This is a genomic window from Streptomyces sp. NPDC048565, from assembly GCF_040650935.1.
Taxonomy (GTDB): Bacteria; Actinomycetota; Actinomycetes; order Streptomycetales; family Streptomycetaceae; genus Streptomyces.
In genome coordinates this window covers 91,660-116,875 of the sequence record NZ_JBEZIH010000010.1, presented here as the reverse complement: position 1 = coordinate 116,875, position 25,216 = coordinate 91,660, and the positions used below count along the sequence as shown (strand labels likewise).

22 protein-coding genes and 2 pseudogenes are annotated in these 25,216 nt (G+C 69.1%); 15 read left to right on the top strand and 9 right to left on the bottom strand.

Features of this window, described 5'->3' with window-relative positions; genetic code table 11:
• Window positions 1-47 precede the first annotated feature (47 nt).
• Together AB0C75_RS14880 and AB0C75_RS14875 are read left to right on the top strand one after the other, a co-directional pair.
• Window positions 48-791: a YoaK family protein gene (locus AB0C75_RS14880; RefSeq protein ID WP_362890680.1), complete on the top strand. Its 744-nt coding sequence runs from the start codon at window positions 48-50 to the stop codon at window positions 789-791.
• 101 nt (window positions 792-892) lie between these two features.
• Window positions 893-1,198: a 4a-hydroxytetrahydrobiopterin dehydratase gene (locus AB0C75_RS14875; RefSeq protein WP_362890678.1), complete on the top strand. Its 306-nt coding sequence runs from the start codon at window positions 893-895 to the stop codon at window positions 1,196-1,198.
• Window positions 1,199-1,300: 102 nt separating this feature from the next.
• Here AB0C75_RS14875 and AB0C75_RS14870 read toward each other — a convergent pair.
• Window positions 1,301-1,859, bottom strand: a pseudogene (locus AB0C75_RS14870) (TetR/AcrR family transcriptional regulator).
• Between AB0C75_RS14870 and AB0C75_RS14865 the strand changes: the two are divergent.
• Window positions 1,816-1,944 (top strand): hypothetical protein, encoded by a 129-nt coding sequence (locus AB0C75_RS14865; RefSeq protein WP_362890845.1) that lies wholly within the window; start codon window positions 1,816-1,818, stop codon window positions 1,942-1,944. The pseudogene AB0C75_RS14870 and the gene AB0C75_RS14865 overlap by 44 nt on opposite strands.
• Before the next feature lie 46 nt (window positions 1,945-1,990).
• Here the strand turns inward: AB0C75_RS14865 and AB0C75_RS14860 are convergent, their stop codons facing one another.
• Window positions 1,991-3,046, bottom strand: a complete 1,056-nt coding sequence (locus tag AB0C75_RS14860; protein WP_362890676.1) for a LacI family DNA-binding transcriptional regulator — start codon at window positions 3,044-3,046, stop codon at window positions 1,991-1,993.
• Window positions 3,047-3,453: 407 nt separating this feature from the next.
• Here AB0C75_RS14860 and AB0C75_RS14855 point away from each other — a divergent pair, with 407 nt between their 5' ends.
• The 5 genes from AB0C75_RS14855 to AB0C75_RS14835 all read left to right on the top strand — a co-directional run bounded on the left by AB0C75_RS14855 (window position 3,454) and on the right by AB0C75_RS14835 (window position 10,969).
• A complete protein-coding gene (locus tag AB0C75_RS14855; RefSeq protein ID WP_362890674.1) occupies window positions 3,454-4,740 on the top strand; it encodes an extracellular solute-binding protein in 1,287 nt (428 codons plus the stop codon).
• A 6-nt stretch (window positions 4,741-4,746) separates the two neighbouring features.
• Complete coding sequence (locus tag AB0C75_RS14850; protein WP_362890672.1) at window positions 4,747-5,703, top strand: sugar ABC transporter permease; 957 nt, start codon at window positions 4,747-4,749, stop codon at window positions 5,701-5,703.
• Window positions 5,700-6,560: a carbohydrate ABC transporter permease gene (locus AB0C75_RS14845; protein WP_362890670.1), complete on the top strand. Its 861-nt coding sequence runs from the start codon at window positions 5,700-5,702 to the stop codon at window positions 6,558-6,560. Before AB0C75_RS14850 ends, AB0C75_RS14845 begins: the two co-directional genes overlap by 4 nt.
• Window positions 6,561-6,631: 71 nt before the next feature.
• On the top strand, window positions 6,632-7,885 hold the full coding sequence (locus AB0C75_RS14840; protein WP_362890668.1) for a glycosyl hydrolase: 1,254 nt from the start codon (window positions 6,632-6,634) through the stop codon (window positions 7,883-7,885).
• Between the two features lie 54 nt (window positions 7,886-7,939).
• The gene (locus AB0C75_RS14835; RefSeq protein WP_362890666.1) at window positions 7,940-10,969 is read left to right on the top strand and encodes a glycoside hydrolase family 38 C-terminal domain-containing protein; all 3,030 of its coding nucleotides are present in this window, start codon (window positions 7,940-7,942) and stop codon (window positions 10,967-10,969) included.
• Between the two features lie 72 nt (window positions 10,970-11,041).
• On the opposite strand, the gene AB0C75_RS14830 is transcribed toward AB0C75_RS14835, so the two are convergent.
• The 3 genes from AB0C75_RS14830 to AB0C75_RS14820 all read right to left on the bottom strand — a co-directional run bounded on the left by AB0C75_RS14830 (window position 11,042) and on the right by AB0C75_RS14820 (window position 15,004).
• On the bottom strand, window positions 11,042-11,878 hold the full coding sequence (locus tag AB0C75_RS14830) for an aldo/keto reductase (protein ID WP_362890664.1): 837 nt from the start codon (window positions 11,876-11,878) through the stop codon (window positions 11,042-11,044).
• Window positions 11,879-12,044: 166 nt separating this feature from the next.
• Window positions 12,045-13,844, bottom strand: coding sequence for a long-chain fatty acid--CoA ligase (locus AB0C75_RS14825; RefSeq protein WP_362890662.1), 1,800 nt, complete (start codon window positions 13,842-13,844; stop codon window positions 12,045-12,047).
• Window positions 13,845-14,110: 266 nt separating this feature from the next.
• Window positions 14,111-15,004, bottom strand: a complete 894-nt coding sequence (locus AB0C75_RS14820; RefSeq protein ID WP_362890660.1) for a LysR substrate-binding domain-containing protein — start codon at window positions 15,002-15,004, stop codon at window positions 14,111-14,113.
• 127 nt (window positions 15,005-15,131) lie between these two features.
• On the opposite strand from AB0C75_RS14820, the gene AB0C75_RS14815 reads away from it, so the two are divergent.
• On the top strand, window positions 15,132-16,232 hold the full coding sequence (locus AB0C75_RS14815; protein ID WP_362890658.1) for a bile acid:sodium symporter family protein: 1,101 nt from the start codon (window positions 15,132-15,134) through the stop codon (window positions 16,230-16,232).
• 76 nt (window positions 16,233-16,308) lie between these two features.
• Here the strand turns inward: AB0C75_RS14815 and AB0C75_RS14810 are convergent, their stop codons facing one another.
• Window positions 16,309-16,920 carry a TetR/AcrR family transcriptional regulator gene (locus AB0C75_RS14810; protein WP_362890656.1) on the bottom strand — a complete coding sequence of 204 codons (612 nt, stop codon included), beginning with the start codon at window positions 16,918-16,920 and terminating at the stop codon, window positions 16,309-16,311.
• A gap of 136 nt (window positions 16,921-17,056) precedes the next feature.
• Here AB0C75_RS14810 and AB0C75_RS14805 point away from each other — a divergent pair, with 136 nt between their 5' ends.
• Both AB0C75_RS14805 and AB0C75_RS14800 read left to right on the top strand, forming a co-directional pair.
• Entirely contained in the window at window positions 17,057-17,704 is a 648-nt protein-coding gene (locus tag AB0C75_RS14805; RefSeq protein WP_362890654.1) for a hypothetical protein, read from the top strand.
• Between the two features lie 114 nt (window positions 17,705-17,818).
• Entirely contained in the window at window positions 17,819-19,429 is a 1,611-nt protein-coding gene (locus tag AB0C75_RS14800; RefSeq protein ID WP_362890652.1) for an alpha/beta hydrolase, read from the top strand.
• A 141-nt stretch (window positions 19,430-19,570) separates the two neighbouring features.
• Here the strand turns inward: AB0C75_RS14800 and AB0C75_RS14795 are convergent, their stop codons facing one another.
• Both AB0C75_RS14795 and AB0C75_RS14790 read right to left on the bottom strand, forming a co-directional pair.
• Window positions 19,571-19,780, bottom strand: coding sequence for a hypothetical protein (locus AB0C75_RS14795; RefSeq protein ID WP_362890837.1), 210 nt, complete (start codon window positions 19,778-19,780; stop codon window positions 19,571-19,573).
• Between the two features lie 71 nt (window positions 19,781-19,851).
• Window positions 19,852-20,139: a hypothetical protein gene (locus AB0C75_RS14790; protein ID WP_362890651.1), complete on the bottom strand. Its 288-nt coding sequence runs from the start codon at window positions 20,137-20,139 to the stop codon at window positions 19,852-19,854.
• Window positions 20,140-20,314: 175 nt separating this feature from the next.
• Here AB0C75_RS14790 and AB0C75_RS14785 point away from each other — a divergent pair, with 175 nt between their 5' ends.
• From AB0C75_RS14785 to AB0C75_RS14775, 3 genes and pseudogenes are all read left to right on the top strand, one after another.
• Window positions 20,315-21,157 carry a helix-turn-helix transcriptional regulator gene (locus tag AB0C75_RS14785; protein ID WP_362890650.1) on the top strand — a complete coding sequence of 281 codons (843 nt, stop codon included), beginning with the start codon at window positions 20,315-20,317 and terminating at the stop codon, window positions 21,155-21,157.
• Window positions 21,139-21,348, top strand: coding sequence for a DUF397 domain-containing protein (locus AB0C75_RS14780; RefSeq protein ID WP_362890648.1), 210 nt, complete (start codon window positions 21,139-21,141; stop codon window positions 21,346-21,348). The genes AB0C75_RS14785 and AB0C75_RS14780 overlap by 19 nt, the downstream gene beginning before the upstream one ends.
• 57 nt (window positions 21,349-21,405) lie before the next feature.
• Window positions 21,406-21,616: pseudogene (locus AB0C75_RS14775) on the top strand (DUF397 domain-containing protein).
• A 19-nt stretch (window positions 21,617-21,635) separates the two neighbouring features.
• Here the strand turns inward: AB0C75_RS14775 and AB0C75_RS14770 are convergent.
• Window positions 21,636-22,283: a dihydrofolate reductase family protein gene (locus AB0C75_RS14770; protein WP_362890646.1), complete on the bottom strand. Its 648-nt coding sequence runs from the start codon at window positions 22,281-22,283 to the stop codon at window positions 21,636-21,638.
• Window positions 22,284-22,591: 308 nt separating this feature from the next.
• Between AB0C75_RS14770 and AB0C75_RS14765 the strand changes: the two genes are divergently transcribed.
• Window positions 22,592-25,198 (top strand): serine/threonine-protein kinase, encoded by a 2,607-nt coding sequence (locus AB0C75_RS14765; RefSeq protein WP_362890644.1) that lies wholly within the window; start codon window positions 22,592-22,594, stop codon window positions 25,196-25,198.
• Window positions 25,199-25,216 lie beyond the last annotated feature (18 nt).

Here is a 25,216-nt window from a genome sequence, read left to right as displayed (position 1 = left end):
GCTGCGGCACAATCCTGATCACATCGAGTGATCGGAGTGTGCCGCTCATGGCCGTCGTGCTGCGTGAGGCCCGGGACACGCTCGTCCCGGACATGCGTGGGCCGCACGGTCCGCTGCCGCCGCTGATGCTGGTCCTGACCGTGCTCACCGGGCTGGTCGACGCGTTCAGCTATCTGCTCCTCGGGCATGTCTTCGTCGCCAACATGACGGGCAACGTCGTCTTCATGGGCTTCGCCTTCGCGGGCGCGGCGAGCTTCTCGACGCTCGCCTCGGTGGTGGCACTCGCGTCGTTCGTGGCCGGAGCGCTGGCCGGCGGCCGCGCCGTCCACCGGGTCAGGGCGCACCGGGGGCGGCAGTTGCAGCACGCGGCCCTCATCGAGACGGCCTTCGTCGCTGCCGCGATGACCGTCGCCCTGATCTCGGGCGGACCGTACACCGGGGGTGTCCGCTTCGCCCTCATCGCGCTGCTGGGCCTCGGGCTCGGGGTGCAGAACGCCTCGGTCAGGGCGCTGGCCGTGCCCGACCTCACCACGACTGTGGTGACCCGCACGCTCACCGGGGCCGTGGCCGACAGCCGGCTCGCCAAGGGGCCCGGCAGCCGGGCGGGGCGCCGTGTCCTGTCCGCCGCGGCCCTGCTGGTGGGCGCCTTCATCGGAGCCCTGGTCCTGCTGAACGGGCACCCGGTGCTGCCGCTGGTCCTCGCCGTGGCCGTGCTGGCGGTCGTGAGCGCAGGGGCGAGCGTGCTGGCCCGGAGCGACGCGCCCTGGACGCGGCCACCCGACGAGGGGTGAGCCGGGCCCGTCCGCCGTGTCAGGCAGGACAGCCGGCGCCCCGGACCGTAATCTCACGGGCACCGTCGACCAACCGCATCGATACGCGCAGGAGCCGCCGTATGCCCACCGAACCGCTGTCCGCAGCCGAGATCCAGGACGGTCTGCGCGAGCTGCCCGGCTGGCGGCTGAAGGGGGACCGGATCATCCGGACCTACCGGCTGCCCTCCCACTTCGCCGCCGCCGGGCTGACCGTCCACGTCGCTCAGATCCAGGATGAGCTCAACCACCACTCGGATCTGACGCTGGGATACAACACCGTGGCCCTCGCCGTGAACACGCATGACGCGGGTGGCGCCGTCACGCACAAGGACTTCGAGCTGGCGGCCCGGGTGGAGGCCGTCGCCGCAGGGCACGGCGCGGAGTAGCGGGGCGCGACGCGGACCGGCCGGTCCGAGCCGGTCGGCTCCCCGTGCCGGCCCGGTCCGCTCTCCGTGCCGGCCGGTCCGTTACCCGTGCCGGCCGGTCCGCTACTTCTTCCCGCCCGCGGAGTAACGGAGCGCGTCGACGATCAGATCCAGGAACTGGCCGGTCTTCTCCGGCGATTCGCTCGCCGTGGTGGAGAGGAAGACCCCGAGCAGCATCATCGTGACGTCATCCGGCTCGACGTCGGCGCGCAGCGAACCCGCCCGCACGCCGGCGGCCAGGAACCCCGCGATGGTCTCGGTGATCCGTTCCCGGGTCGCAGGCGTGGCGATGCTGCCCGACGCCCAGCCCGCGCGCAGCGTGGCGGACATGCCGCGCTTGACCTGGAAGAACGCCGCGTACCTGTCCATCCACGCACGGAGCGCGGCTTCGGGCGGTAGCTCCGCGAGCAGCGTGGGCGCGCCGGCGACGACCTCGTCCAGCTCGGCGGAGTAGACGGCCTCCACGAGCGCCTCCCGCGTCGGGAAGTGCCGGTAGAGCGTCCGATCCCACTCCGGCCTCGCGGGCGATGGCGTCCAGCGGCACGGTTTCGGCTGTCGAGGCGAACGAGGCACGGGCGATGGCGAGGATCCGGTCGCGGTTGCGCCGCGCGTCGGCGGGCACCGGCCGGCCGGAACCTGTCGCGGAGGCGACGGCCGCCGCGCTCGACGCCATCCCGTCCCGGTCGGGGGACATCGTGCTCGACTGAGGGGGCACCGTGCTCGACCGGGAGACGGCGGCCGTGCGGCACCGGATCACCCCTCCGGCGCCGCTCCCGCCCCGTCCCCGCCCCCGCCGTCATGTGCCGCTGCCGTACTGCCCCGCTCGATCAGCCGGGGGAGCGGGACCTGCACGGTGCGGGCGGGGTGGCCGTCGAGCAGTGCGGTCAGTTCCCGCGCCGCGAGGCGGCCGAACGCGACCGGGTCGCGGGACAGCGCGGTCAGCCATGGCGCGGTCAGTCGGCAGAGCGCGGAGTCCTCCCACGACACGACCGACACATCGTCAGGGACCGTCAGGCCGAGGCTCGCGGTGACCGCCGAACCGGCCGCCGCCATCACGTCGTTGTCGTAGATCAGGGCCGTCGGCCGGGTCGGCCGCTCCAGCACCCGCCGGGTGACCGCCGCCCCCTCGATGTCGGAGTAGTCCGTGGTCACCGAATGCGCCTCGGTCAGGCCGCGCCGGTCGGCCTCGATCCGCAGGGACCCGATGCGCCGGTCGGTGTGGGCGAGCGTGGAGAGGCCCGCGATGTGCACGATGCGCCGGTGACCCAGCTCGTGCAGACGGCCCACCACGGCGGCCATGGCCCCGGCATCGTCGGCGCGGATCTGTGAGAGACCCGGGTGCGGGCCCGTGTCACTGCCCGGCAGGGTGCCGATGACGACGGCGTGCAGGCCCAGTTCGTCCAGGAGGGCGGCCCGGGGGTCGTCCGTACGCGGGTCGACCACCAGCACCCCGTCGACCCTGTTCTCGGCCCACCAGCGCCTGTAGACCGCGCACTCGGCCGCCACATCCTCCACCACCTGGAAGAGCAGGCCCAGTTGGCGCTCGGCGAGCACCTCCTGGATTCCGGAGATCAGCTGGAGGAAGAAGGAGTCCACGCCCAGGTTGGCCGCCGGGCGCGCCACGACGAGCCCCACGGTGGCCGACCCCTCGCCGGACAGGGCGCGCGCCGCCGTGCTGGGCCGCCAGCCCAACTGTTCGGCCACGCGCCGGATCCGGTCGCGGGTGATCTCCGAGACGCCGGGACGGCCGTTGAGCGCGAAGGAGACAGCGCTCTCCGAGACCCCCGCGCGCTGTGCGATGTCCTTCATGGTCGGCCGGCGCGCCGGTGTGCGTCTGGCCGGTGAAATGTCTTCGGCCGACGTCCCCTTCGGTGTCACCCGATGCCTCTCTCCCGCGTTCTCCATGGCCCCCGAACGGGGTCGGCGTGCTCGCCGGACCTCGGGGCAGTGTATGCCTTGCCCGTCGCAGGGTCGAGGGAAGTCAGCGGACAACTAATGCGCTTGAGTCGCGGTGCTCTAATGCGCTTTAGTGCGAGAGCGTGGTCGAGGCCATTTACTCGCCTGACCTGCGTATATGTCGAAGGTCTAGTTCAACTTTTGATGAATGTATTGACTTTCCTGCGGGTGCCTTGCAGTCTCAGCCGAGCGAAGGCGGCCCGGAGTTCGTCGCTCCGCCTGACTTCGCATGCCTGGTCCGAGCAAAGGAGCCGTTCACCGTGCGCATCTCCCGCAGAGCAGTCGCCGCTGCCGCCGTACTCGCCACCGTCCTGCCGTTGAGCGCCTGCGGGGGCGGCTCCGGATCGGACTCCGCCGACGCCTCGGGCAAGGTCGAAGGGAAGATCACCTTCCAGACCTGGAATCTGCAGGCGAACTTCAAGGACTACTTCAACGGCGTGATCGACGACTTCGAGAAGAAGTACCCCGGGACCGAGGTCAAGTGGGTCGACCGCCCGGGCGAGGGGTACGCGGACAAGATCAGCGCCGACGCGGCCGGCGGCACCCTCCCGGACGTCGTGAACGTCTCGCCCGACCTGGTGGCTCCGCTGGCCCAGGCGGGGATAGCCCTGGACCTCGACAAGGCGGCGTCGAAGTACCGCGACGAGTATCTGCCGGAGGCCTGGGCCAGCCATCAGGTGCCGGGCTCCGAGGGCACGTTCGCGTTCCCCTGGTATCTCAACACCGGGCCGATGTTCTACAACAAGAGACTGCTGGAGAAGGCCGGGCTCGACCCGGCGAAGCCGCCGACCACCTACGACGAGGTCTTCGACGCAGGACTGAAGCTGGCCGGGTCGAGCGGCGGGAAGGTCGCGGCCCTCGCGAACGTGCCGACCATCGAGGACTTCGGGCGTTACGGCGGCGCACTGATGAACGACGAGGGCACAGGCTTCGCCTTCAACGACGCCAAGGGCGTGCAACTCCTCACCAAGTACAAGGAGCTGTACGACGCCAAGGCGCTCGATCCGCAGGCGCTGACCGCGACCCCCGAGTCCTCGGGCCACAAGTTCCTCACGGAGTCCGTGGCGATGAACCCCGGCAGCGCGCTGGACCTGGATAACTTCAAGAAGCAGGCCCCCGGGCTCTACAAGAACATCGGCATCACCGACCAGGTCAGCAACACCGGCAAGGCCAACATGTACGTCATGGGCCTCATGGTGAACGCCCGGACGAAGGAGAAGCCCGCGTCCGTGGCCTTCGCCCACTACGTCACCGACGCGACCCGGCAGATGCAGTTCGCGAAGAAGGTCGCCATCTTCCCGAGTACCAAGGGATCTCTCGACGACTCCTACTTCACCGATGAGGACGGTACGGACGAGACACGGGTCCGGGTCGCCGCCGCCAAGTCGCTGAAGACGGCGGTCAATTACACGCCGGTCCTGTTCAGCGAACAGATGAAGACCGAGCTCCGCAACCAGATCGCCAAGGCGCTCCAGGGGAAGCAGAGCCCCAAAGAAGCCCTTGACAACGCTGTCAAGGCCTGTGACCGGCTCCTGCAGCAGAGCTGAGAACTGATGAAATCCCCCGTCACCCCCTCCACGGCGCCTGCCGGACCCTCAACCGCCCCCGCCACCGCAGGCGGCGGCCGGCCGGTCCGCCGGATCACCCGCCATCTCCCCCTCAGCCCCTGGCTGTTCGCGGCCCCGGGGCTGCTGGTCGTCGGCGCCTTCAGCCTGTACCCGTTCTTCAGCACCCTGGTCAACGCCTTCACCGACCGCCGCACCCTGGTCCCCGGCACGTTCGTCGGCCTGGACAACTTCCGGGAGCTGCTGCACGACGAGATGTTCTGGATCGGGCTCCGCAACAGCGCGCTCTACGTCCTGGGCGTCGTGCCCGCGCTGGTCCTTCTGCCGCTGCTGCTCGCCATGCTCGTCCAGCGGCACATCCCCGGCATCAGCTTCTTCCGCTCCGCCTTCTACACCCCGGTCGTGGCCTCCATCGTGGTCGTCGGTCTGATCTGGGTGTGGATGCTCGACGACCGCGGGCTGATCAACTCCCTGCTGGAGGCCGTGGGTATCGGCAGGGTCGGCTTCCTCAGCGACCAGTGGCTGCTGCTGCTGAGCGCGATGACGGTCACGGTCTGGAAGGGCCTCGGCTACTACATGATCATTTACCTGGCCGCCCTCGCCAACGTGCCACGCGAACTGCACGAAGCCGCCGCCGTGGACGGCGCCGGAGCGATACGCCGCTTCATCACCGTCACCGTTCCCGCCGTCCGCTCGACCATGGTGCTCGTCGCGGCGCTGGCCTCGGTCTCGGCCTTCAAGGTCTTCTCGGAGGTCTATCTGATGGCCGGCCCCTCAGGCGGGCCGGCCGGCGAGGACACCACCCTGGTGATGCTGGTCCAGCGGGTCGGCACCGGCCTGAGCGGACGCGTCGGCTACGCCTCCGCCATCTCGGTCGTCATCTTCGTCGTCACCGTCGGGCTGATGCTGCTGGTGCTCCGCGCCGACCGCAAGGAGGACGCGTGAGCATCCTGAGGACCACCGATGCCGAGGGCCGCCGCATCCCGGCCTGGCAGCTCGTCCTGCGGTACGTGCTGCTGCTCCTCGTACTGGCCCTGACCGTCGGGCCGTTCCTGTGGCAGCTGTCGACCTCGCTCAAGGGCCCGAACGAGGACATCTTCAGCTCCCCGCCGAAGTTCCTCCCCGGCGACCCCACCCTGGACAACTACACCCGGGTCGCCGACACCATCCCCGTCTGGGGCTACGCGCTGAACTCCCTGAAGGTCGCCGCCGCCAACGTGGTCACCAACTGCGTGGGCGCGGCCCTGGCCGGCTACGCGCTGGCCAGGCTGCGCTACCGGGGACGCCGGGCGGCCACCCTGGCGTTCATCCTCGCCATGCTGGTGCCCGTGGAGGGCATCATCATCGCGCAGTTCACCACCATGCGGGATCTCGGTCTCAACAACACGCTGATCGGGGTGCTCCTTCCGGGGTCCATCGGCGCGATGAACGTCCTGCTGATGCGCAACGCCTTCCTGAACCTCCCGCAGGAGGTGGAGGAAGCCGCGTTCGTCGACGGTGCCAACGTCTGGCAGCGCTTCCTGCGGATCGCGCTGCCCTCCGTCAAGGGCACCCTCGCCGTCGTCGCGATCTTCGCCTTCATGGGCGCCTGGGACGACTTCCTGTGGCCGCTGATCGTGCTCAGCGACCCGGAGAACTTCACGCTGACCATCGGTCTGAACTATCTGCACGGCACCTTCGCCAACGACGAACGGCTCGTCGCGGCCGGCACGATCATCGCCGTCGCCCCGCTCATCGCGCTCTTCGCCTGTCTGCAGCGCTTCTTCTTCAGGGGAGTCGGCGAAGGCGCGGTGAAGGGCTGACCGCCCGTCACTCAGGAGTGAAGGACCGACCGTCCGCCGCCCCCCACCACAGAACCAGGATCACCCCTCTCATGAGCTCCACCGCGCCCCGCTTCGGCGCCAACTACACGCCCAGCCAGGGCTGGTTCCACCACTGGCTGGACTTCGACCTCGACGCCGTGCGCGCCGACCTGGACTCCATCGCGGGCCTGGGCCTCGACCACATCCGTGTCTTCCCGCTCTGGCCGCTCTTCCAGCCCAACCGCACCCTGATCCGTCCTCGCGCCGTCGAGCAGCTCGTCGAACTCGCCGACGCAGCGGCCGAACGCGGCCTCGACGTCAACGTGGACGGTCTCCAGGGTCACCTGTCGAGCTTCGACTTCCTGCCCGCCTGGACCCAGACCTGGCATCGCCGCAACCTGTTCACCGAACCGGACGTCGTCGCAGGCCAGGCCGCCTATCTGCGGACACTGGCCGGGGCCCTCGCCGACCGGCCCAACTTCATCGGCATGACCCTGGGCAACGAGGTCAACCAGTTCTCCGGCGGCCCGCACCCCGACCCCGACCCCATCACCCCGGGACAGGCCGCCGACTGGCTGCGGACCCTGCTCGACGCCTGCGAGGAGGGCGCCCCGGGGAAGCTCCATCTGCACGCGGAGTACGACGCGTCCTGGTACCAGGACGACCACGCCTTCACCCCGGCGCACGCGGCGCGGATCGGGGCGCTCACCGCGATCCACTCCTGGGTCTTCAACGGCACCGCCCAGCGCCACGGCCGTACCGGCACGGCGACCGAGCACCATGCGGCGTATCTGATCGAACTCTCCAAGGCATGGGCGCAGGACCCGCACCGCCCGGTGTGGCTCCAGGAGGTGGGCGCCCCCGCCCCCCTGATCGCTCCCGAGCACGCGGCCTCGTTCACCGAGGCGACCGTCGCGAACGCCCTGGACTGCCAGGACGTGTGGGGCGTCACCTGGTGGTGCTCCCACGACGTCTCACGCTCACTGGCGGACTTCCCCGAACTGGAATACGGCCTCGGACTGCTGACCAACGACGGGCAGGTCAAGCCCGCAGGGCGGTCCATCGCCCGGATCGTCGAGGAGCAGCGCGCCGCGCCCCACCGCCCGACGCCGCGCACCACCGCACTCGTCGTCGACACGGGGGACGACGCCACCGCGCCCCACCGCTCGGTGTGCGCCCCAGGCGGCCCGGTCTTCGAGGCGTTCGCCCGGCTCACCGCGGACGGCGCCCGCCCCACCACGGTCCTCGCCGGCCACGCCGACGACCGGGACCATCTCGCCGCCCGCGCGATCACCGAGGTCGTCACACCCGGCCAGGTCCTGTGATCCCCTGACGTACGCACGCCCCGCCCGCACTCACACGCATACGGAGTCACCCTCATGCATGACGACCGCAGCCTGGTCGAAGCCCGCCTGAAGCGCGTCCTGGACGAGCGCATCAGGCCCGCCGTATACCCGGAGTCCGTACCGCTGGACGTCGCGGTCTGGAACGCCCCGGGCGAGCCCGTCCCGGTCGCCGACGGGCTGGCCGGCCCGGTCGAGCCCATCGCGGTCGGCGACCGATGGGGAGCCCCCTGGAGCACCTGCTGGTTCCGTGTCTCCGGGACCGTCCCCGCGCACTGGGCGGGCCGCACCGTCGAGGCGCTCCTCGACCTGGGCTTCGACGAGAACATGCCCGGCTTCCAGTGCGAAGGCCTCGTGTACAGGCCCGACGGCACCCCGGTGAAGGGCCTCAACCCGCGTAACCAGTGGGTGCGCGTGGGGGCTCCCGTCGAGGGCGGCGAAGAGGTCTTGCTGCACATCGAGGCCGCCTCCAACCCCGTCATCCTGGACTACCACCCCTTCCTGCCGACCCGGCTCGGCGACAAGGAGACGGCCGGCGGCGAGCTCCAGTACACCCTCGCCCGGATGGACCTCGCCGTCTTCGACGAGCACGTCTGGAACCTCGTCCAGGACCTGGAGGTGCTGGGGGAGCTGATGGCGGAGCTGCCCGTCGAGGGCGCCCGCCGCTGGGACATCCTGCGCGCGATCGGCAGGGCGCTCGACGCCGTCGACCTCCAGGACGTCAACGGCACCGCGGCTGCCGCCCGCGCGGAGCTCGCCGACGTGCTCGCCACACCCGCGCAGCCGTCCGCGCACCGCATCAGCGCGGTGGGACACGCCCACATCGACTCCGCCTGGCTGTGGCCGCTGCGTGAGACGGTCCGCAAGGTCGCGCGCACGACGTCCAACATGACGGCCCTCCTGGAGGACGAGCCGGACTTCGTCTTCGCGATGTCCCAGGCCCAGCAGTTCGCCTGGATCAAGGAACACCGCCCCGAGGTGTACTCCAAGGTCAAGAAGGCCGTCGCGGAGGGCAGGTTCGTACCGTCCGGCGGCATGTGGGTCGAGTCCGACACCAACATGCCCGGCTCCGAGGCGATGGCCCGTCAGTTCGTGCACGGCAAGCGCTTCTTCATCGACGAGTTCGGCATCGAGAACGACGAGGCCTGGCTGCCCGACACCTTCGGCTTCGCCGCGGGGCTGCCGCAGATCATCAAGGCGGCCGGTTCCAAGTGGCTTCTCACGCAGAAGATCTCGTGGAGCCAGACCAACAAGTTCCCGCACCACACCTTCCGTTGGGAGGGCATCGACGGCACGCGGATCTTCACGCACTTCCCGCCCGTCGACACGTACAACTGCTCCATGAAGGGCAGCGAGATCGCCCACGCCGCCGACAACTTCAAGGACAAGGGTGTCGCCCGCCACTCGCTCGCACCGACCGGCTGGGGCGACGGCGGCGGCGGGACGACCCGCGAGATGATCGCGAAGGCCGGCCGGATGCGCAGCCTGGAGGGCTCCGCCACCGTCGAGTGGGAGAAGCCAGCGGACTTCTTCACCAAGGCCGAGGCGGAGTACCCCGACGCACCGGTGTGGGTCGGCGAGCTGTACCTGGAGCTCCACCGCGCCACCCTCACCAGCCAGGCGAAGACCAAGCAGGGCAACCGCCGGAGCGAACACCTGCTGCGCGAGGCCGAGCTGTGGGCCGCGACGGCCGCCGTGCGGGGCGCCTACACCTACCCGTACGAGCAGTTGGACCGGATCTGGAAGACGGTCCTGCTCCACCAGTTCCACGACATCCTGCCCGGGTCGTCGATCGCCTGGGTGCACCGCGAGGCGGAGAAGACCTATGCGGCCGTCGCCGAGGAACTGAACGGCATCGTGGACGCCGCGCAGCGCGCCCTGGCCGGCGACCCCTCCGCGGGACGCGAGCTCGTCTTCAACTCCGCCCCACACGCCAGGGCCGGCGTACCGGCGGGCGCGGCGGGCGCCGCACCCGTCGCGGGGGAGGGCCGGCCGGCCCCGCGCGAGGGTGGCGGTTACGTCCTCGACAACGGACTCCTGCGGGTCGAGATCGACGCCAGGGGCCTGGTCGTGTCGGCGTACGACATCGGCGCCGAGCGCGAGACCGTCGCACCGGGGCAGGCCGCCAACCTCCTCCAGATCCACCCCGACTTCCCGAACATGTGGGACGCCTGGGACGTCGACGCGTTCTACCGGAACACCGTCACCGACCTGACCGACCTCGACGAGCTCACCCCCGTCGAGGAGGAGGGCACGGCCGGCGTGAGGATCGTACGGAGCTTCGGCGCGTCCAAGGTCACCCAGCTGCTGACCCTCAACGCCCGTGCCAAGCGCCTCGACATCGACACCGAGGTCGACTGGCACGAGACGGAGAAGTTCCTCAAGGCCGCCTTCCCGCTCGACGTGCACGCCGAGCGGTACGCGTCCGAGACGCAGTTCGGGCACTTCTACCGCGCCACCCACACCAACACCAGCTGGGAGGCCGCCAAGTTCGAGGCGTGCAACCACCGGTTCGTCCACCTGGAGGAGCCGGGCTGGGGCGTGGCGCTCGTCAACGACTCGACGTACGGGCACGATGTGACCCGCACGGTGCGCGCCACCGACGCGGGCACCACCACCACGGTGCGCGTGTCGCTGCTGCGTGCCCCGCGGTTCCCCGACCCGGAGACCGACCAGGGCGTGCACCGCTTCCGGCACGCACTCGTACCGGGCGCGGCGATCGGCGACGCGGTCCGTGAGGGCTTCCGCATCAATCTGCCCGAGCGCCGCCTCACCGGTGAGCGGGAGGTCCCACCGCTGGTGACCGTCGACAACGACGCGGTCGTCGTCAGCGCGGTCAAGCTCGCCGACGACGCCGGCGGCGACCTCGTCGTCCGGCTCTACGAGTCCACCGGAGGCCGGGCCCGGGCACGCCTCACCACCGGCTTCGAGGCCTCCGGCCTCGCGGTGACCGACCTGCTGGAGCGGCCGCTGGACGACGTGACGGTGCCGGAGCTCACCGAGGAGGGCGTGAGCCTGACGCTGCGCCCGTTCGAGCTGGTCACACTGCGGCTGGCCCGACGCTGAAAAATGGTGTGTGGGGACCAGGACGCCGTCCTGGTCCCCACACACCGCTCACGGCTGCGGTGAAGCCGGGGATCAGGCGCCGACGTTCATCTCGGCCGGGTCGGATCCGGTCCGCTTGCCCTCGTCGAGCGCGGCGAACGCCGCCAGGTCGTCGGCGTCCAGCTCGAAGTCGAAGACATCGATGTTCTCCGCGATCCGTGACGGCGTCACGGACTTGGGGATCACCACATGGCCGGTCTGCAGATGCCAGCGGAGCACCGCCTGGGCGGGGCTGCGGCCGTGCTTCCGCGCGACGGCGACGACCGTCGGGACCTCCAGCAGGCCCTTGCCCGAGCCCAGCGGCGACCAGGCCTCGGTGACGATGCCGTGCTCGGCGTGCAGCGCGCGGGAGGCGGCCTGCTGGAGCTGGGGGTGCAGCTCGATCTGGTTGACCGCGGGGACGACGGAGGTCTCGCCCAGCAGGCGCTCCAGGTGCTCCGGGAGGAAGTTGGACACACCGATGGCCTTCGCGCGGCCGTCGGCGAGGATCCGCTCGAACGCCTTGTACGACTCGACGTAGGCGTCCTTGGCCGGCACCGGCCAGTGGATGAGATAGAGGTCGACGTAGTCCAGACCCAGCTTGTCCAGCGAGGTGTCGAACGCGCGCAGCGTCGAGTCATGACCCTGATCGGCGTTCCACAGCTTGGTGGTGACGAAGAGTTCCTCACGGGCCACGCCCGAGGCGGCGATGGCCTTGCCGGTGCCCGCCTCGTTTCCGTAGATCGCGGCGGTGTCGATGCTCCGGTACCCGGCCTCCAGGGCGGTGGCCACGGCCGCCGTGGCCTCGGTGTCCGGCACCTGCCATACACCGAAGCCGAGCTGCGGCATGTGGAGGCCGTTGTTGAGGGTGATGGTGGGGACCTGGCTCACGAGCAGTCGATCCTTACGTTGTGGGGTGGGTGCTCCCGACCGGGCGCGGGTGCTCCCCGGTGAACGATCGGAGAAGCGTAAGCATTCCCGGCCGCCGCCATCCGGCGAACCCGAGAAGTGCCGGAGCCGTGCTCAACCGTTGCGGCCCGTCAGCGGCGGCTCCCGTTCAGCGGTACAGGGCGTCGACCTCGGCGGAGTACGCCGTCTCGATCGCCTTCCGCTTCAGCTTGAGCGAGGGGGTCAGCAGACCGTGCTCCTCGGTGAACTGGTGCGCCAGGATACGGAAGGTGCGGATGGACTCCGCCTGGGACACCGCCGTGTTCGCGGCCACCACCGCCCGTCGCACCTCCATCTCCAGGTCGGGGTCGCGCACCAGATCCGCGGGGCGCATCGGCGTACGGCCCTGCATGGCGAGCCAGTGTTCCACCGCCTCGTGGTCCACGGTGACCAGCGCCGCGATGTACGGCCGGTCGTTGCCGACGACGATGCACTGGGCCACCAGCGGATGTGCGCGCACCCGCTCCTCAAGACCTCCGGGTGACACGCTCTTGCCGCCGGACGTCACCAGGATCTCCTTCTTGCGCCCGGTGATGGTGAGATAGCCGTCCTCGTCGAGCGCGCCCAGGTCGCCGGTGGCCAGCCACCCGTCGTGCAGCACGGAGTCCGTGGCCTTGGGGTCGCTCAGGTATCCGGAGAAGACGTTGGCGCCGTACACCCACACCTCACCGTCCCGGGCGATGTGCACCGTGGAGCCGGGGATCGGCAGACCGACGGTGCCGTAGCGGGTGCGCTCCGGCGGATTGGCGGTGGCCGCCGCGGTCGTCTCGGTCAGCCCGTAGCCCTCGTAGACCGTGACGCCCGCACCCGCGAAGAACAGCCCGAGTCTGCGGTCCATGCCGGAGCCGCCCGACATGGCGTGCCGCACCCGGCCGCCCATCGCGTCGCGGACCTTGCGGTAGACGACCTTGTCGAAGAACTGGTGCTGCATCCGCAGCCCCGCGGACGGTCCTGGGCCGGTGCCGAAGGACCGCTCCTCCAGCGCCTCGGCGTACTTGACCGCGATGTCGACGGCCTTGTCGAACGCCCCGGCGCGGCCCTCCGACTCGGCCTTGCGCCGTGCGCCGTTGAAGACCTTCTCGAAGATGTACGGCACCGCCAGGATGAAGGTGGGCCGGAAGGCCACGAGGTCGGGCATCAACGCCTTCGCCGACAGCTCGGGCTGGTGCCCCAGCTTCACCCGGCCGCGCAGCGCCGCGATCTCCACCATGCGTCCGAAGACATGCGCGAGGGGCAGGAAGAGCAGCGTCGCCGCCTCCTCGCCCGGCTTGGAGAGGAACACCGGATGCCAGCGGCTGACCATGGTGTCGGCCTCGAACATGAAGTTGGCGTGGGTGATCACACAGCCCTTGGGGCGCCCCGTCGTGCCGGAGGTGTAGATCACGGTCGCCACCGAGTCGGGGGTCACCGCGCGGCGGTGCCGGTGGACGACCTCGTCGTCGACCAGCGCCCCGGCCTCGAAGAGTTCGTTCACCACATCGGCGTCCAACTGCCAGAGCCGGTGCAGATTCGGCAGCCGGTCGATCACCGAACCGATCGTCATCGCGTGGTCCTCGTGCTCGACCATGACGGCCGCGACCTCGGCGTCGTGCAGCATCCACAGGACCTGCTCGGCCGACGACGTCGGATAGATCGGCACGGACTGGGCGCCCACCGTCCACAGGGCGAAGTCGAAGAGGGTCCACTCGTAGCGCGTACGCGACATGAGGGCGACGCGGTCGCCGAACCGCACGCCGTGTGCGATCAGACCCTTGGCGAGAGCCAGCACCTCGTCACGGAAGGTGGCCGCCGACACGTCGTGCCACCGGCCCTCCGCGTCCTTGCGGCCGAGGGCCGTCCTGTGGGGGTCCTCCTCCGCGAAATCGAAGACGGTATCGGCAAGACCGCCGACTTGAGGGGCAGCCGCCATGGGTGGGACAGTGAACTCGCGCAATGACCTGCTCCTTGTGGCGCTCCGCACGGCGAGCCGCGACGCTACCTCACCCGGCGAGGCCGTGGGAGGGTCCGAAGTGGCCGGAAAACGTGGCATCTGGCCAGGCCAACCGCAGAAATCGGGCCAGATGGGCCGGGCTCGGGCGGACTTCTGACCACGGAGTAAGCAGCACGCGCGGGAATCTCCACCGAATCTGTACGCGGAACATACGCCTCGGCCGCCCGCTGCCGCCGGTGAGAGCGTTACGCGGGCTCCGGATGCGACGGCATGACCGGGCCGCGGTGGAGGCGGTCGCCGCCCGCGAGAATCGCTGCGGCGAGTGCGTCGGCCGCCTCCTGGGCGGCGTCCCTCCGCCGCCCGTGCAGCAGGACGAAATCGACATCTCCGAGCTCCGGCAGGCCCGCTCGGGCAGGCACCGGCACGAGCCCGGGCGGAATCAGGCCACGGGTGTGCGCCATCACCCCCAGGCCCGCGCGTGCCGCCGCCACGAGTGCGCTGAGGCTCGCACTCGTACACGCGAAGCGCCAGGGCCTGCCGTGCTCCTCCAGCACCTCCAGGGCGCGCGCCCTGGTGATGCCGGGCGGCGGGAAGGCGATCAGCGGCAGGGGTCGCTCGGGGTCGATCCGCAGCTGCGGGGCGCCGATCCACGTCAGGGTGTCCTGCCAGACCAGCTGCCCATGGGTGTCCCCGGCCCGGCGCTTGGCCAGCACCAGATCGAGCCGGCCCGCCTCCAGCTGCCGGTGCAGCGCACCGGACAGCTCCACCGTGAGCTCGAGCTCGACCTCGGGGTGCTCACGCCTGAAGGACTCCAGGATCTCCGGGAGGCGCGTCAGGACGAAGTCCTCCGACGCCCCGAAGCGCAGCCGTCCGCGCAGCCGGGTGCCGGTGAAGAACGCTGCCGCCCGCTCGTTGGCCTGGAGGATCGTCCGGGCGAAGCCCAGCATGGCCTCGCCGTCCTCGGTGAGATCGACCCGGTGCGTGTCCCGGTCGAACAGCTGCCGCCCCGCCTCGGACTCCAGCCGGCGGACGTGCTGGCTGACCGTGGACTGGCGGACGCCCAGCCGTCGTGCCGCCTGGGTGAAGCTGAGGGTCTGGGCGACGGCCAGGAAGGTACGGAGCTGAACGGGGTCGTACATGAGGCCGAGGCTATCGCGCTTCGTGATGACAGTCAGTTCGGTATACCTGATTCCCGATCGCGGTGCTCGGAAGCAGGATGGATGGTGACCACACGGTTCCATTGATCGCCGAGAAAGCCCGGAGCACATGAGCAGCCGCACCAGCCGCCGAATCCCCGCGCTGCCGTCCTGGCTGCCGGTCGACGCCTACATCCTGGCGCTGATCGGCACTGTGGTCCTGGCCGCGCTGCTGCCCGCGTCCGGGACCGGCGCGGAGGTGGCGGGCGGCGCGTCGACAGGCGCGGTGGCCCTGCTCTTCTTCCTCTACGGTGCGCGGCTCTCGACCGCCGAGGCGCTGGACGGCCTCAAGCACTGGCGGCTCCACCTCACCGTCATGGCCTGCACCTTCGTGGTGTTCCCGCTGTTCGGCCTGGCCGGCCACGGTCTGGTGCCCCATGTGCTGACCCCACAGCTCCAGGACGGCTTCCTCTTCCTGTGTCTGGTGCCCTCGACCATCCAGTCGTCGATCGCCTTCACCTCCATCGCCCGTGGCAACGTGCCGGCCGCCATCTGCGCCGGCTCCTTCTCCAGCCTCGCCGGGATCGTGCTGACACCGCTGCTGGCGGCCGCACTGCTGGGCGGGAGCGGGGGCGGATTCTCCGCGGACTCCCTGGTGAAGATCGTCCTCCAGCTCCTGGTGCCCTTCCTGGCCGGCCAGCTGCTGCGCCGCTGGATCGGAGGATTCATCAGCCGCCACCGCAAGGTGCTGGGCTATGTCGACCGGGGCTCGATCCTGCTCGTCGTCTACACGGCCTTCAGCGAGGGCATGGTGGCCGGAATCTGGCACCAGGTCACCCCACTCAGGCTCGGCGCCCTGCTCGGCGTCGAGGCCGTGCTGCTGGCCTTGATGCTCGCGATCAGCTGGTACGGCGCGAAGCGGCTCGGCTTCGGCCGGGAGGACCGGATAGCGATCCAGTTCGCCGGGTCGAAGAAGAGCCTGGCGGCCGGACTGCCGATGGCCAGCGTCCTGTTCGGCGCCCACGCCAGCCTCGCGGTGCTGCCCCTGATGCTCTTCCACCAGATGCAGCTGATGGTCTGCGCGGTCATAGCCAAACGCCGCTCCCGCGACCCGCTCCCGGGCGATGCGCGCGTCGGACCCGCGCCGGCGGAGGTGGTGAACCGAGCCTCGCCGAAGCCGGGGAGGCGGCGCGCTGATGCCAGGCCGCACGGGGCCCGGCCACGCGGCTGAAGATGACGGGTGCCTCCGCTGCGTGATGGCCGTACCCCCGGTGACCCTGCGCCTGCTCGCGGCCGGACCTGCTACGTCACGGCCCAGTCGGCCCGGCGGATGCTGCGGGGCCGGTGGAGAGGACATGGTCGACGGCGGCGTTGAGGGTCCCGATCTCGGCGGTGAGGACGGATTCGCGGGTGGGCAGGGCGCGTTCGACCGAGAGTCCGTTGAGGACGGTGAGAAGGAACCTGACCTTGCGGGTGTGGTCTCCCGGGGGCAGTGCGCCTTCCTCGGCAAGCACGGTCAGCCAGTGTTCGACACGGCGCTCCGCCTCCCGTTCATGGGCGAGGTATGCGGCGCGTACCGGTTCGGTCGGCTCGGGTTCGATGAAGCTCCGATAGATCGTGCTCCACGCGGTTCGCGCGTCCTCGTCGGTGCCGAGCGGTGCGAGGACCTGACGCAGGCAGCTCAGCAGCCGTTCGCGGGGCGACAGTGTCCGGTCCCGGATCGGGTCGCCGGGCAGGATGTGTTCGTAGATCCTCGCGAGCAGGCTGTCCTGTAGCGCGCGCTGGGTGGGGAAGTGGAACCTCAGGGAGCCAGTGCTCACTCCCGCACGCGCGGCGACCGCTCGCACGCTCAGCTTCGCCGCGATGTCCTCGGCGATCATTTCTGCGGCGGCCTGGAGGATCTTCTCGCGTGTTTCCATGCTCCGCTCTCCCTCACTCACTTCTCCCAGCTTCTCCCACTGTACTGGCACGCCGTACTAGTACAGCGTGCTAGCGTCTTCTCTAACACGCTGTACTAGTCATGTTGCGGCTGATGTGCGAAGGGGTGTGCGGAGAATGGCGTGGACACAGTGGGCGGCATCGAAGCGCCTCAAGCCGGGAGACGGCAGGGAACTGCAGCGGTTCCGCTGGTGGCAGCTCCCCCTGCGCTCCCTGTTCTGGCTACGACTTCCCGGTGCCGGCGGTCATGCCCACGTGTACGCCGTCGACGTACGGCACTGGGCGCGGTTGGACAACAGCAGGATCCGGGCGCATCTGTTCCTGGACGGCAGGCACGTGGCCGAGTCGAAATTGCCCGCGGTCCTCCCCGTCGACGGGGGTGTCATCGAGGTGGCGATGAGCAACTACGGCATCAAACGCTGCCACTACCGCCCCCTGGGCGGACAGCCGAGTCAGCTCACGCCCGACCCGGCCTCGGCGGAGGGACGGCGGGCGCGTTTCGGCGCCCGCCATCCGGGACTGAGTCAGGCGATCGGCATCGGATCGGTGTTGCTGCTTGTCATCGGTGTGGGCCTGAACCTGTTGCAGCTCGCTGAACCGGTCTCTCACATTCCTCCCGTAGCGCAGCGGGTCGGGACGTTCGAGTCGCCGATACACCTGGCGATCTGGCTGAACCTCGTACTGGGGTGCGGGGCCGTTCTGGCGAGCATGGAGCGCGCGCTCCGCCTGCGGTACTCCTCTCTGCTCGACGTGGCCGGTCACTGATCCCTCGAAGCGAGGAAGGCACGACCCACGTCAGCCCTGTTCGGCTGGCGTCTTGCGCGACCGGTACGGCCCGGTCACACGGAATGACACGAGTACGAGGAAAGGAAGATCGTCATGATCCAGTCGAGGCCAAGGCCCGCCGCCCGGTACGGGGTGGCGTTCGCCGCAGCCCTCATGGTCCTGACCGGGTGTTCGTCCGGCACCTCGGTGGTGCGCGGCACGTCCGCAGTGGGCGCGTCGGCCGCCGTCCCGTCCCCGGACCCGCTCACCTGGAGAAACTGCGGGAAGAATCTCGAATGCGCCACGATCAAGGTGCCGCAGGAGTACACCGAGCCTGACGGCGTGAAGATCCCGCTCGCGGTCATGCGGCACCGGGCCACTGATCCCGACCAGCGCATCGGCAGCCTGATCTTCAACCCGGGCGGACCCGGGGTTTCCGCCACCGAGACACTGCGTAATCTGCCCAGGACAGCAGGCACTCCTGGCGCCTTCTCGCCTACGGTGCTCGCCAGATTCGACATCATCGCGATGGACCCGCGCGGCATCGGCGGATCCCAGGCCGTTCGCTGCCTGACCGACAAGCAGCGGGCTGAGGCCGCCGGCACCGCCTTCGACCCGGCCGTCCCCGGGGGCAAGCCCTTGCCGCGGCTGCTGACCGATGCCGCCGCGTTCACCGACGGCTGCGTCAAACACCAGAACAAGAAGTTCCTGGCCAGCCTGTCCACCGACAACGTGGCCCGCGACATCGACCAGGTCCGCTCCGCGCTCGGCGAGGACAGGATCACGTACTACGGCCTGTCCTACGGCACCGTCGTCGGCCCGATGTACGCCACCCTGTTCCCTGACCGCGTCCGCCAGATGGTGCTCGACGCCCCCGTCGACACCAACCTGTGGTTCGGCAACTCCCTCACGTTCCTCAACGACGTCGCCGTGGCAAGCGAACGGACGCTCAACGCCTGGTTCAAGACCTGCCGCACCGAAGGGACGGCAGTGTGCCCGTTCGGAGCGGGAGACCCGCAGGCGGCGTTCGACACACTGATCGACACGCTGGAAGCGAAGCCGCTGAAGATCGCACCCGCCAAGGGCGTCACCCCGGGCGGTGAACTCGACGGCGCCATGGCACTCGAGGCCACCCGAGCCCTGGCCGGCGACCAGAACACCTGGCCGTTGCTGACCTCGGCGCTGTTGGCCGCACAGGACGGGAACGGTGCGCCCCTGCACACCTTGTGGAGCAGCGTCACGGTATCCCCCTTCCCTGTCCCCACCGCGATGTTCGAAGCCCACACCGCGGTGCGCTGCGCAGACTGGCAGACCCCGGCCGACATCGCCGCGCACAAGACCGCAGCCACCAAGGCCGTCGCCGAGGCCAAACGGATCGGGAACCGGGCCGCCTACTCCGCTCTGAACTGCGCTCGGTGGCCCGCGCCGAACAGGGACCGCGTGACAGAGCCGCTGACAGGCACCGGTGCGCCGCCGGTACTGGTGGTCGCAGGCCGACTGGACCCCGTCACCCCCCACCACTGGGCCGAGAACATGACCCGAACCCTGGACTCCGCCGTCCTGCTCACGCGCGAAGGCGTCGGACACGGCTCCTATGGCACCAACACATGCGTCAACAGCGCAGTTGACGCCGCCCTCGTCCACGGCACCCACCCCGCGGACGGCGCCGTGTGCAAGACGGACACGCCCGCCACCACCCGACCCCTTGTCCCCTCGAACCGTTGAGTCACAGCCTGTCTTCACCCCCGTACCAGTGGCTCCACCCGCGGTGCCGCGCGCGATGGGCCCCTGGTGGCCGACGCCGCCGCTGATCCTCGGCGTGATCGCGTTGTTGCGGTGGGTTCGGGCGGTTGACGGCTGTTGCAGTCATCCGGTGACGCCGTCGGGTCGGTCGGTGGGCGGGGAGCCCCGTATGTCGCCGAGGCCGAGGCCCGTACGGCTGCGGGCGTTGGCCTCGGCGACCCGGGCGCTCAGCAACTCGGCCGGGCCGAGCGGCCGTGAGCGGGCCGGGTCCGCGTCCCACTCCCGGCCACCGCCGAGCGGGCGGAGCTGGAGGTAGGGGCCCTCGTGGCCCATCACCAGGCCCACCCGGCCGCTGTCCCCGTCGCGTACGGCAACTCCGACGCGTAGGGAGTCGTCGTCAGCGGTCACCCGGCCGCTCCTCTCCTGATCACCGTGGCGAGGGCGTGCGCCACGGGGGCGGAGCAGATGCCCAGGTGGACGAGCGCGTAACGGGCCTGCCGTGCACTGCCGTCGCTGTCCGTTTCCGGCCATGGGGTGCGCACGTCCATCGCGGGCAGCTGGATACCAGCGCTGGTCAGCGCATCGGCGAGGTCGTCGCGCGCGGTCACGGCCTCCTGGATCTTGGCCGCCGGCCCGTGCGCGGACCCGGGGGTCCTGCGGGGGAGGGGCGGAATCCGTTGCGGCTGCGTCATGGAGTTCTTCCTTCGGTTGCTCTTTCGCGGAATCGTCCGCCCACCCACACGGCCCGTACTACGGTGCGTGAGGGGCTCGTTACGAGAATGACCCGGTCGGAAGTGCGACACACCGAGGGCGGGATGTGCTTCTCCGGTGGGTCCCGCATGTTCCACACGTTCCACGGAGGGTGCGATGCCGACGAGGCGGGCGGTCACGGGCCGCAGCAGGGAACCACGCGCACGGTTCGCGGAGGAGCTGCGGCATCTGCGTACCGAGCGCGGTGACAGTCTGCGGCAGCTCGGCGAACGGCTGGGCTGGGACTGGTCGTTGTTCGGGAAGATGGAGAAGGGCGAGACGGTCGGCGGACCCGAGGTCGTACAGGCCCTGGACCAGCACTACGGAACGCCGGGGCTCCTCCTGGCGCTGTGGGAGCTCGCGGTCAGCGACCAGACGCAGTTCAAGGAGCGGTACCGCCGGTACATGGCCCTGGAGGCGGACGCGACCAGCCTGTGGCACTTCGCGGTGAGCGTGCTGCCGGGGCTGTTGCAGACCCCGGGGTACGCGAGGGAGGTGCTGGTGGCCGGTGGGTTCCATGAGCCCGAACTGACGCAGCAGGTGGAGGCGCGGATGGGGCGCCGTGTGCTGTTGGACAGCGTGGACGCCCCGCCGTTTCGTGTCATCCTGTCGGAGGTCGTGCTACGGACTACGCCGCGTGACGCAGCTGTATGGCGGGAACAGCTTGAGTACCTGGTTAGCGTGTCGGAGCGCCCGAAGATCACGCTTCAGGTGTTGCCGTTCAGCGTGGGCATGCATGGCTTGGACAGCACGGCTGTCAAGTTCCTGAGGTTGCCGGACTCGCGAACCGTGGCCTACGTCGAGAACGCCTACAGGGGTGAACTCGTCGAAGAGCACGGGCCTGTTGAGCATCTGCAACGTGCGTACGATGCGATGCGTGACTTGGCGTTGTCCCCGGTCGAGTCTCGGAAGTTCGTCCTGAGCATTTTGGAGGAAGTGCCGTGCGATCTCGTGACCTGACTGCCGCGAAGTGGCGCAAGAGCTCCTACAGCAACTCGACCGGAGGCGACTGTGTCGAGATCGCCGATGGATTCGTCGCCGTCGTTCCGGTGCGCGACAGCAAGCGCCCGCAAGGGCCCGTGCTGACGTTCGCGGCGGATGGCTGGGCATCGTTCGTTGTCGCCGTGAAGGACGGCGGCCTGCGAGACTGAAGTCACGGTTGGGCGAGGGCGGCGTGGCCGCTCCCGGTGTGTGTTGGAGGAAGTACCTTGCGATCTCTCGATCTGAGCGCCGTCAGCTGGCGCAAGAGCTCCTACAGCAACTCTGACGGCGGCCAGTGCGTAGAGGTCTCCGACGCGTTCGTAGAGATCGTCCCCGTGCGCGACAGCAAGCACCCCCACGGCCCCGCGCTCACCTTCACCGCGGACGGCTGGGCGTCCTTCGTGGTCCGCGGTGAGACGCGGTGCCGTGGGTGGCTGAGCTCGGTTGTCGCCGGGTCTCACTTCCGCCAGAACAGGTGGTGCGTCACGCCGCTCCGGCTGGGCACGACGTCTTGGTGGTACCGGTCGAGCAGCTCATCAGGGGACTCCCACAGCCGGGTTCCGGAGCCGAACTTCGTCGGGGTGACCGCCACGTGCAGGGTGTCGACGAGGTCGGCATCGAGGAACTGCCGGATGGTTGTGGCGCCACCGCCGAGCCGGACGTCCTGGCCCTGAGCCGCGTCCTTCGCCTGGGCGAGTACCTCGGCCGGGTCGCCGCCGACGAAGTGGAACGTCGTGTCGGAGAGCGTGAACGACGGCCGCTTGTGGTGCGTCATCACGAACACCGGCGTGTGGAACGGCGGCTCGTCACCCCACCACCCCTGCCACTCGTGGTCCTGCCAGGGCCCCCGCTGCGGCCCGAACTTGTTGCGGCCCATGATCTCGGCGCCGATGTTGCGGGCGAAGTCCCGCGTGAAGTAGTCGTCCAGACCTCGGCTGCCACCGGGCTCTGAGCGCTTGACCGGTGGGTGCTCGGTGGCGAAGGCCCAGGCGAACAGCTCACCCGGATCGGCATGGCCGAACGGCCTCTCCAGGCTCTGGCCCTCGCCGGCGCCGAACCCGTCGCTCGAGACGGTGAAGTTCTGGACCCGCAGCAACTGACTCATGTCGCTCCTCGTGCTCCTGTTCCGCGCTTTGTGATCACGTGACGAACGGTAGACCGGCCGGGCCGGAAATACTCATCGCCACATCGTGCGGTTCCCATCGAGTTCCCGCAGCCGTGTGCCGGGCGGCGATTTCCCGGTGAACGCCCAGCGTGGCCACAGGGACCGGGAAGGCATGGACGCACCGGACCCACGTTGACAGGCGGGCCCGTGGGGCAAGGGCACTTTCCGTGTTTCCGATCAACTCCTGTACCGCCCAACTCGTGAAGGCACGAGGCTAAGCTGGTGTCCGATGTGACGAGGGGGAGTCTGTGCTGCATGTGCCGCTGCACCGGGCGTTCCGGTACATCCACGAGCCGCTGCCCATTGACGACGCGTCCATTCCGGTACTCGGCCACGAAGCTCTTGTTGCGGCACTGCGTGAGCGGCTGATGTACTCGCACGGAGGGACGTTCCTGGTCACGGGTTTCCGTGGGGTGGGCAAGACCACCTTGGTGACGAGCGCCCTCGCCCAGGCGGCCTCTGAACACGCCGATACTGGCCGCAATGAGCGGGGCGTCGAGCGTGAGGTCCTGCTGACGGTGCATCTCAGCCTCGCGCGCAGGATGGAAGCAGACCAGCTGCTGTTCGCGGTCGTCCGCCGAATCTTCGAAACACTGGACGACCAGGGACTCTTCCAGCAACTGCCGAGCGAGGTAAGGAGGTCGCTACTCCTTGCCTACACCCGGACGTCGCTGTCCTTCACCCAGACTCAGTCGGAGGGCAGCGAGCGCGCTGGTGCCTTGGGATTCGGGCCACAGCAGGGACTCCTGGGGGCCGTGGCGCCGACTGTGAACCTGACGGGCAAGAAGACCAGGACGCGGACGACGGAAGCGGCGTTTCTCGCGTACTCGGAGACCGATGTCGAGCACGATCTCGTGCGCATCATTCAGTTACTCAGCGGTTTGTACCGCCCTCCTGCCGCTCGCCGCCGAGCCCTGCGCAGACGTGCGCCCCAATTGAAGATACATCCCGTCATCGTGCTCGATGAGGTCGACAAGCTGACCGACGACGCCGATGGTGCGATCGACGACTTGGAGAGGCTGATCGGCTCGCTGAAAAGCGTGCTCACCACACGCGGTGCTCACTTCATCGTGGTGGCCGGACCTGACCTGCATGACAGGGCCCTTGCCGACGTCGCCCGGGGCAACGGCCTGTACGAGAGCGTCTTTGCGTGGCAGATGTATGTGCCCTGCCTCTGGCAGGCTCCGGAACGCCTGGTACAAGAACTGGTCAGGAAAGCCAGAGAGGAACTCGGGCTGCCGCCGATGTCGGCTTCCCCACCCGAAGGGGAGCTCAATCACACGCTGGACTTGAGCGGGCCCGCGGGGGAGGCCCTGCAACTGTCCACTGTGGAAGCGTATCTCCGTTTCAAAGCACGTGGCGTCCTGCGTCGGCTATTGCAGGAGTTCAACTCCCTGATTATGTGGGACAGTACTCAACGTCCCTCATTGCACCTCAACAATAATGACTGGCAACGGGCGTTGTTCTACGGCCATCTGGACACCGTCATGTCGGAAACTACCTCGCGTACCGCGGCAGACCCGGCTGCTTCTCTACCGATCGACGAAGACCGGCGACGGCTCGGCGGCTATCACGTGGCGGACTGGGCACTGCGCAGCCGTGGCAGGGTATTCACTGCAGAAGATGTCACCGGTCATGGCCAACTGGATCCGTTGTTGAGGATGGACAACCCCACGGCGGACGAGCTCCTGCGTCAACTCGTACGCGGCGGCGTCCTGGACCTCGTGAGTGAGCCGAACCGTGTGAACGCCACCCAGTACGGAAACCCAGCGGCTGCTGGAGTTGCGTACTACAAGCTCGCGAACGCGTACTCTCAGAGGGTCGCCGGTTTCGCCCAGCACAGCGACCGCGAACGTGCCGATCTTGGCCTTTCTGTACCGGTATTGGGCCGCCTCACGGACTTCCCGACCGCAGTCTTCAGTCGGCCAGGTCCAGGTGGGGTCACTCCGCCGATACCGGAGCCCCGCGTCCCGACGAGCCTCATGTCGGCTTCACCCCCCATAATCGCACGCCTCGCGGACAGATATGAGGTGCGCAACCTCATCGGATCAGGGGGTATGGGTGCCGTGCACCGGGGCCGTGATCTCCGGACCGGTGAGGATGTGGCGATCAAACTGCTGCACAGGGCGCTGGCGGAGGACGGCCTCTTCTTCGAACGCTTCCGTCGGGAGGGTGAGATCGGTCTTCGCGTTCGGCACCCCAACGTCGTACGTACGATCGCAGCAATTGCACCTCCACAACCTGCAATTGTCATGGAGCTCATCGAAGGCCCCTCGCTCGACCAGCTTTTGAGTGAAGGAACGCCGCTACGGCCGGTCGAGGTCGCACGGATCGGATGGAATCTCGGCGAGGCGATTCAGCACCTGCATTCCCTGAACCTCTCCAGGTTCGACCTCAAGCCCTCCAACATCATCGATCACCCCGTGCGCGGCGGTGTCATCATCGATCTCGGCCTCACCCGTGAAAGAGAAGGAGACGCGCGTCTGACTCAGGTGGGACACGTGGTCGGCACAGTGGCCTACATGGCCCCGGAACAACTCAGGGACGCGTTGGCAGAGGACATCAGGTCCGACCTGTACGCACTTGGAACGGTCTTGTACCAGTGCATCACTGGCCGACCGCTCTACTCCGGCGCCAATGTGCTCGAAGTCACCTTCGCCATCATTCGTGAGCCTGTTTCGCTCGATGACCTCGATCTCCCCGTCTCCACAGCACTGCGCAACGTCGTGGTCACCTGCCTCGCACCGAATCCCGCAGACCGGTATCAAGAACCGTCCGACTATGTGCGCGCGCTCGCCGCCACACCTGAATACGAGGAGGCAGCCGCAGAAGGTCTTCGGTCCAACCGTCGGTGAAGCGGACTGTCGCGGGGC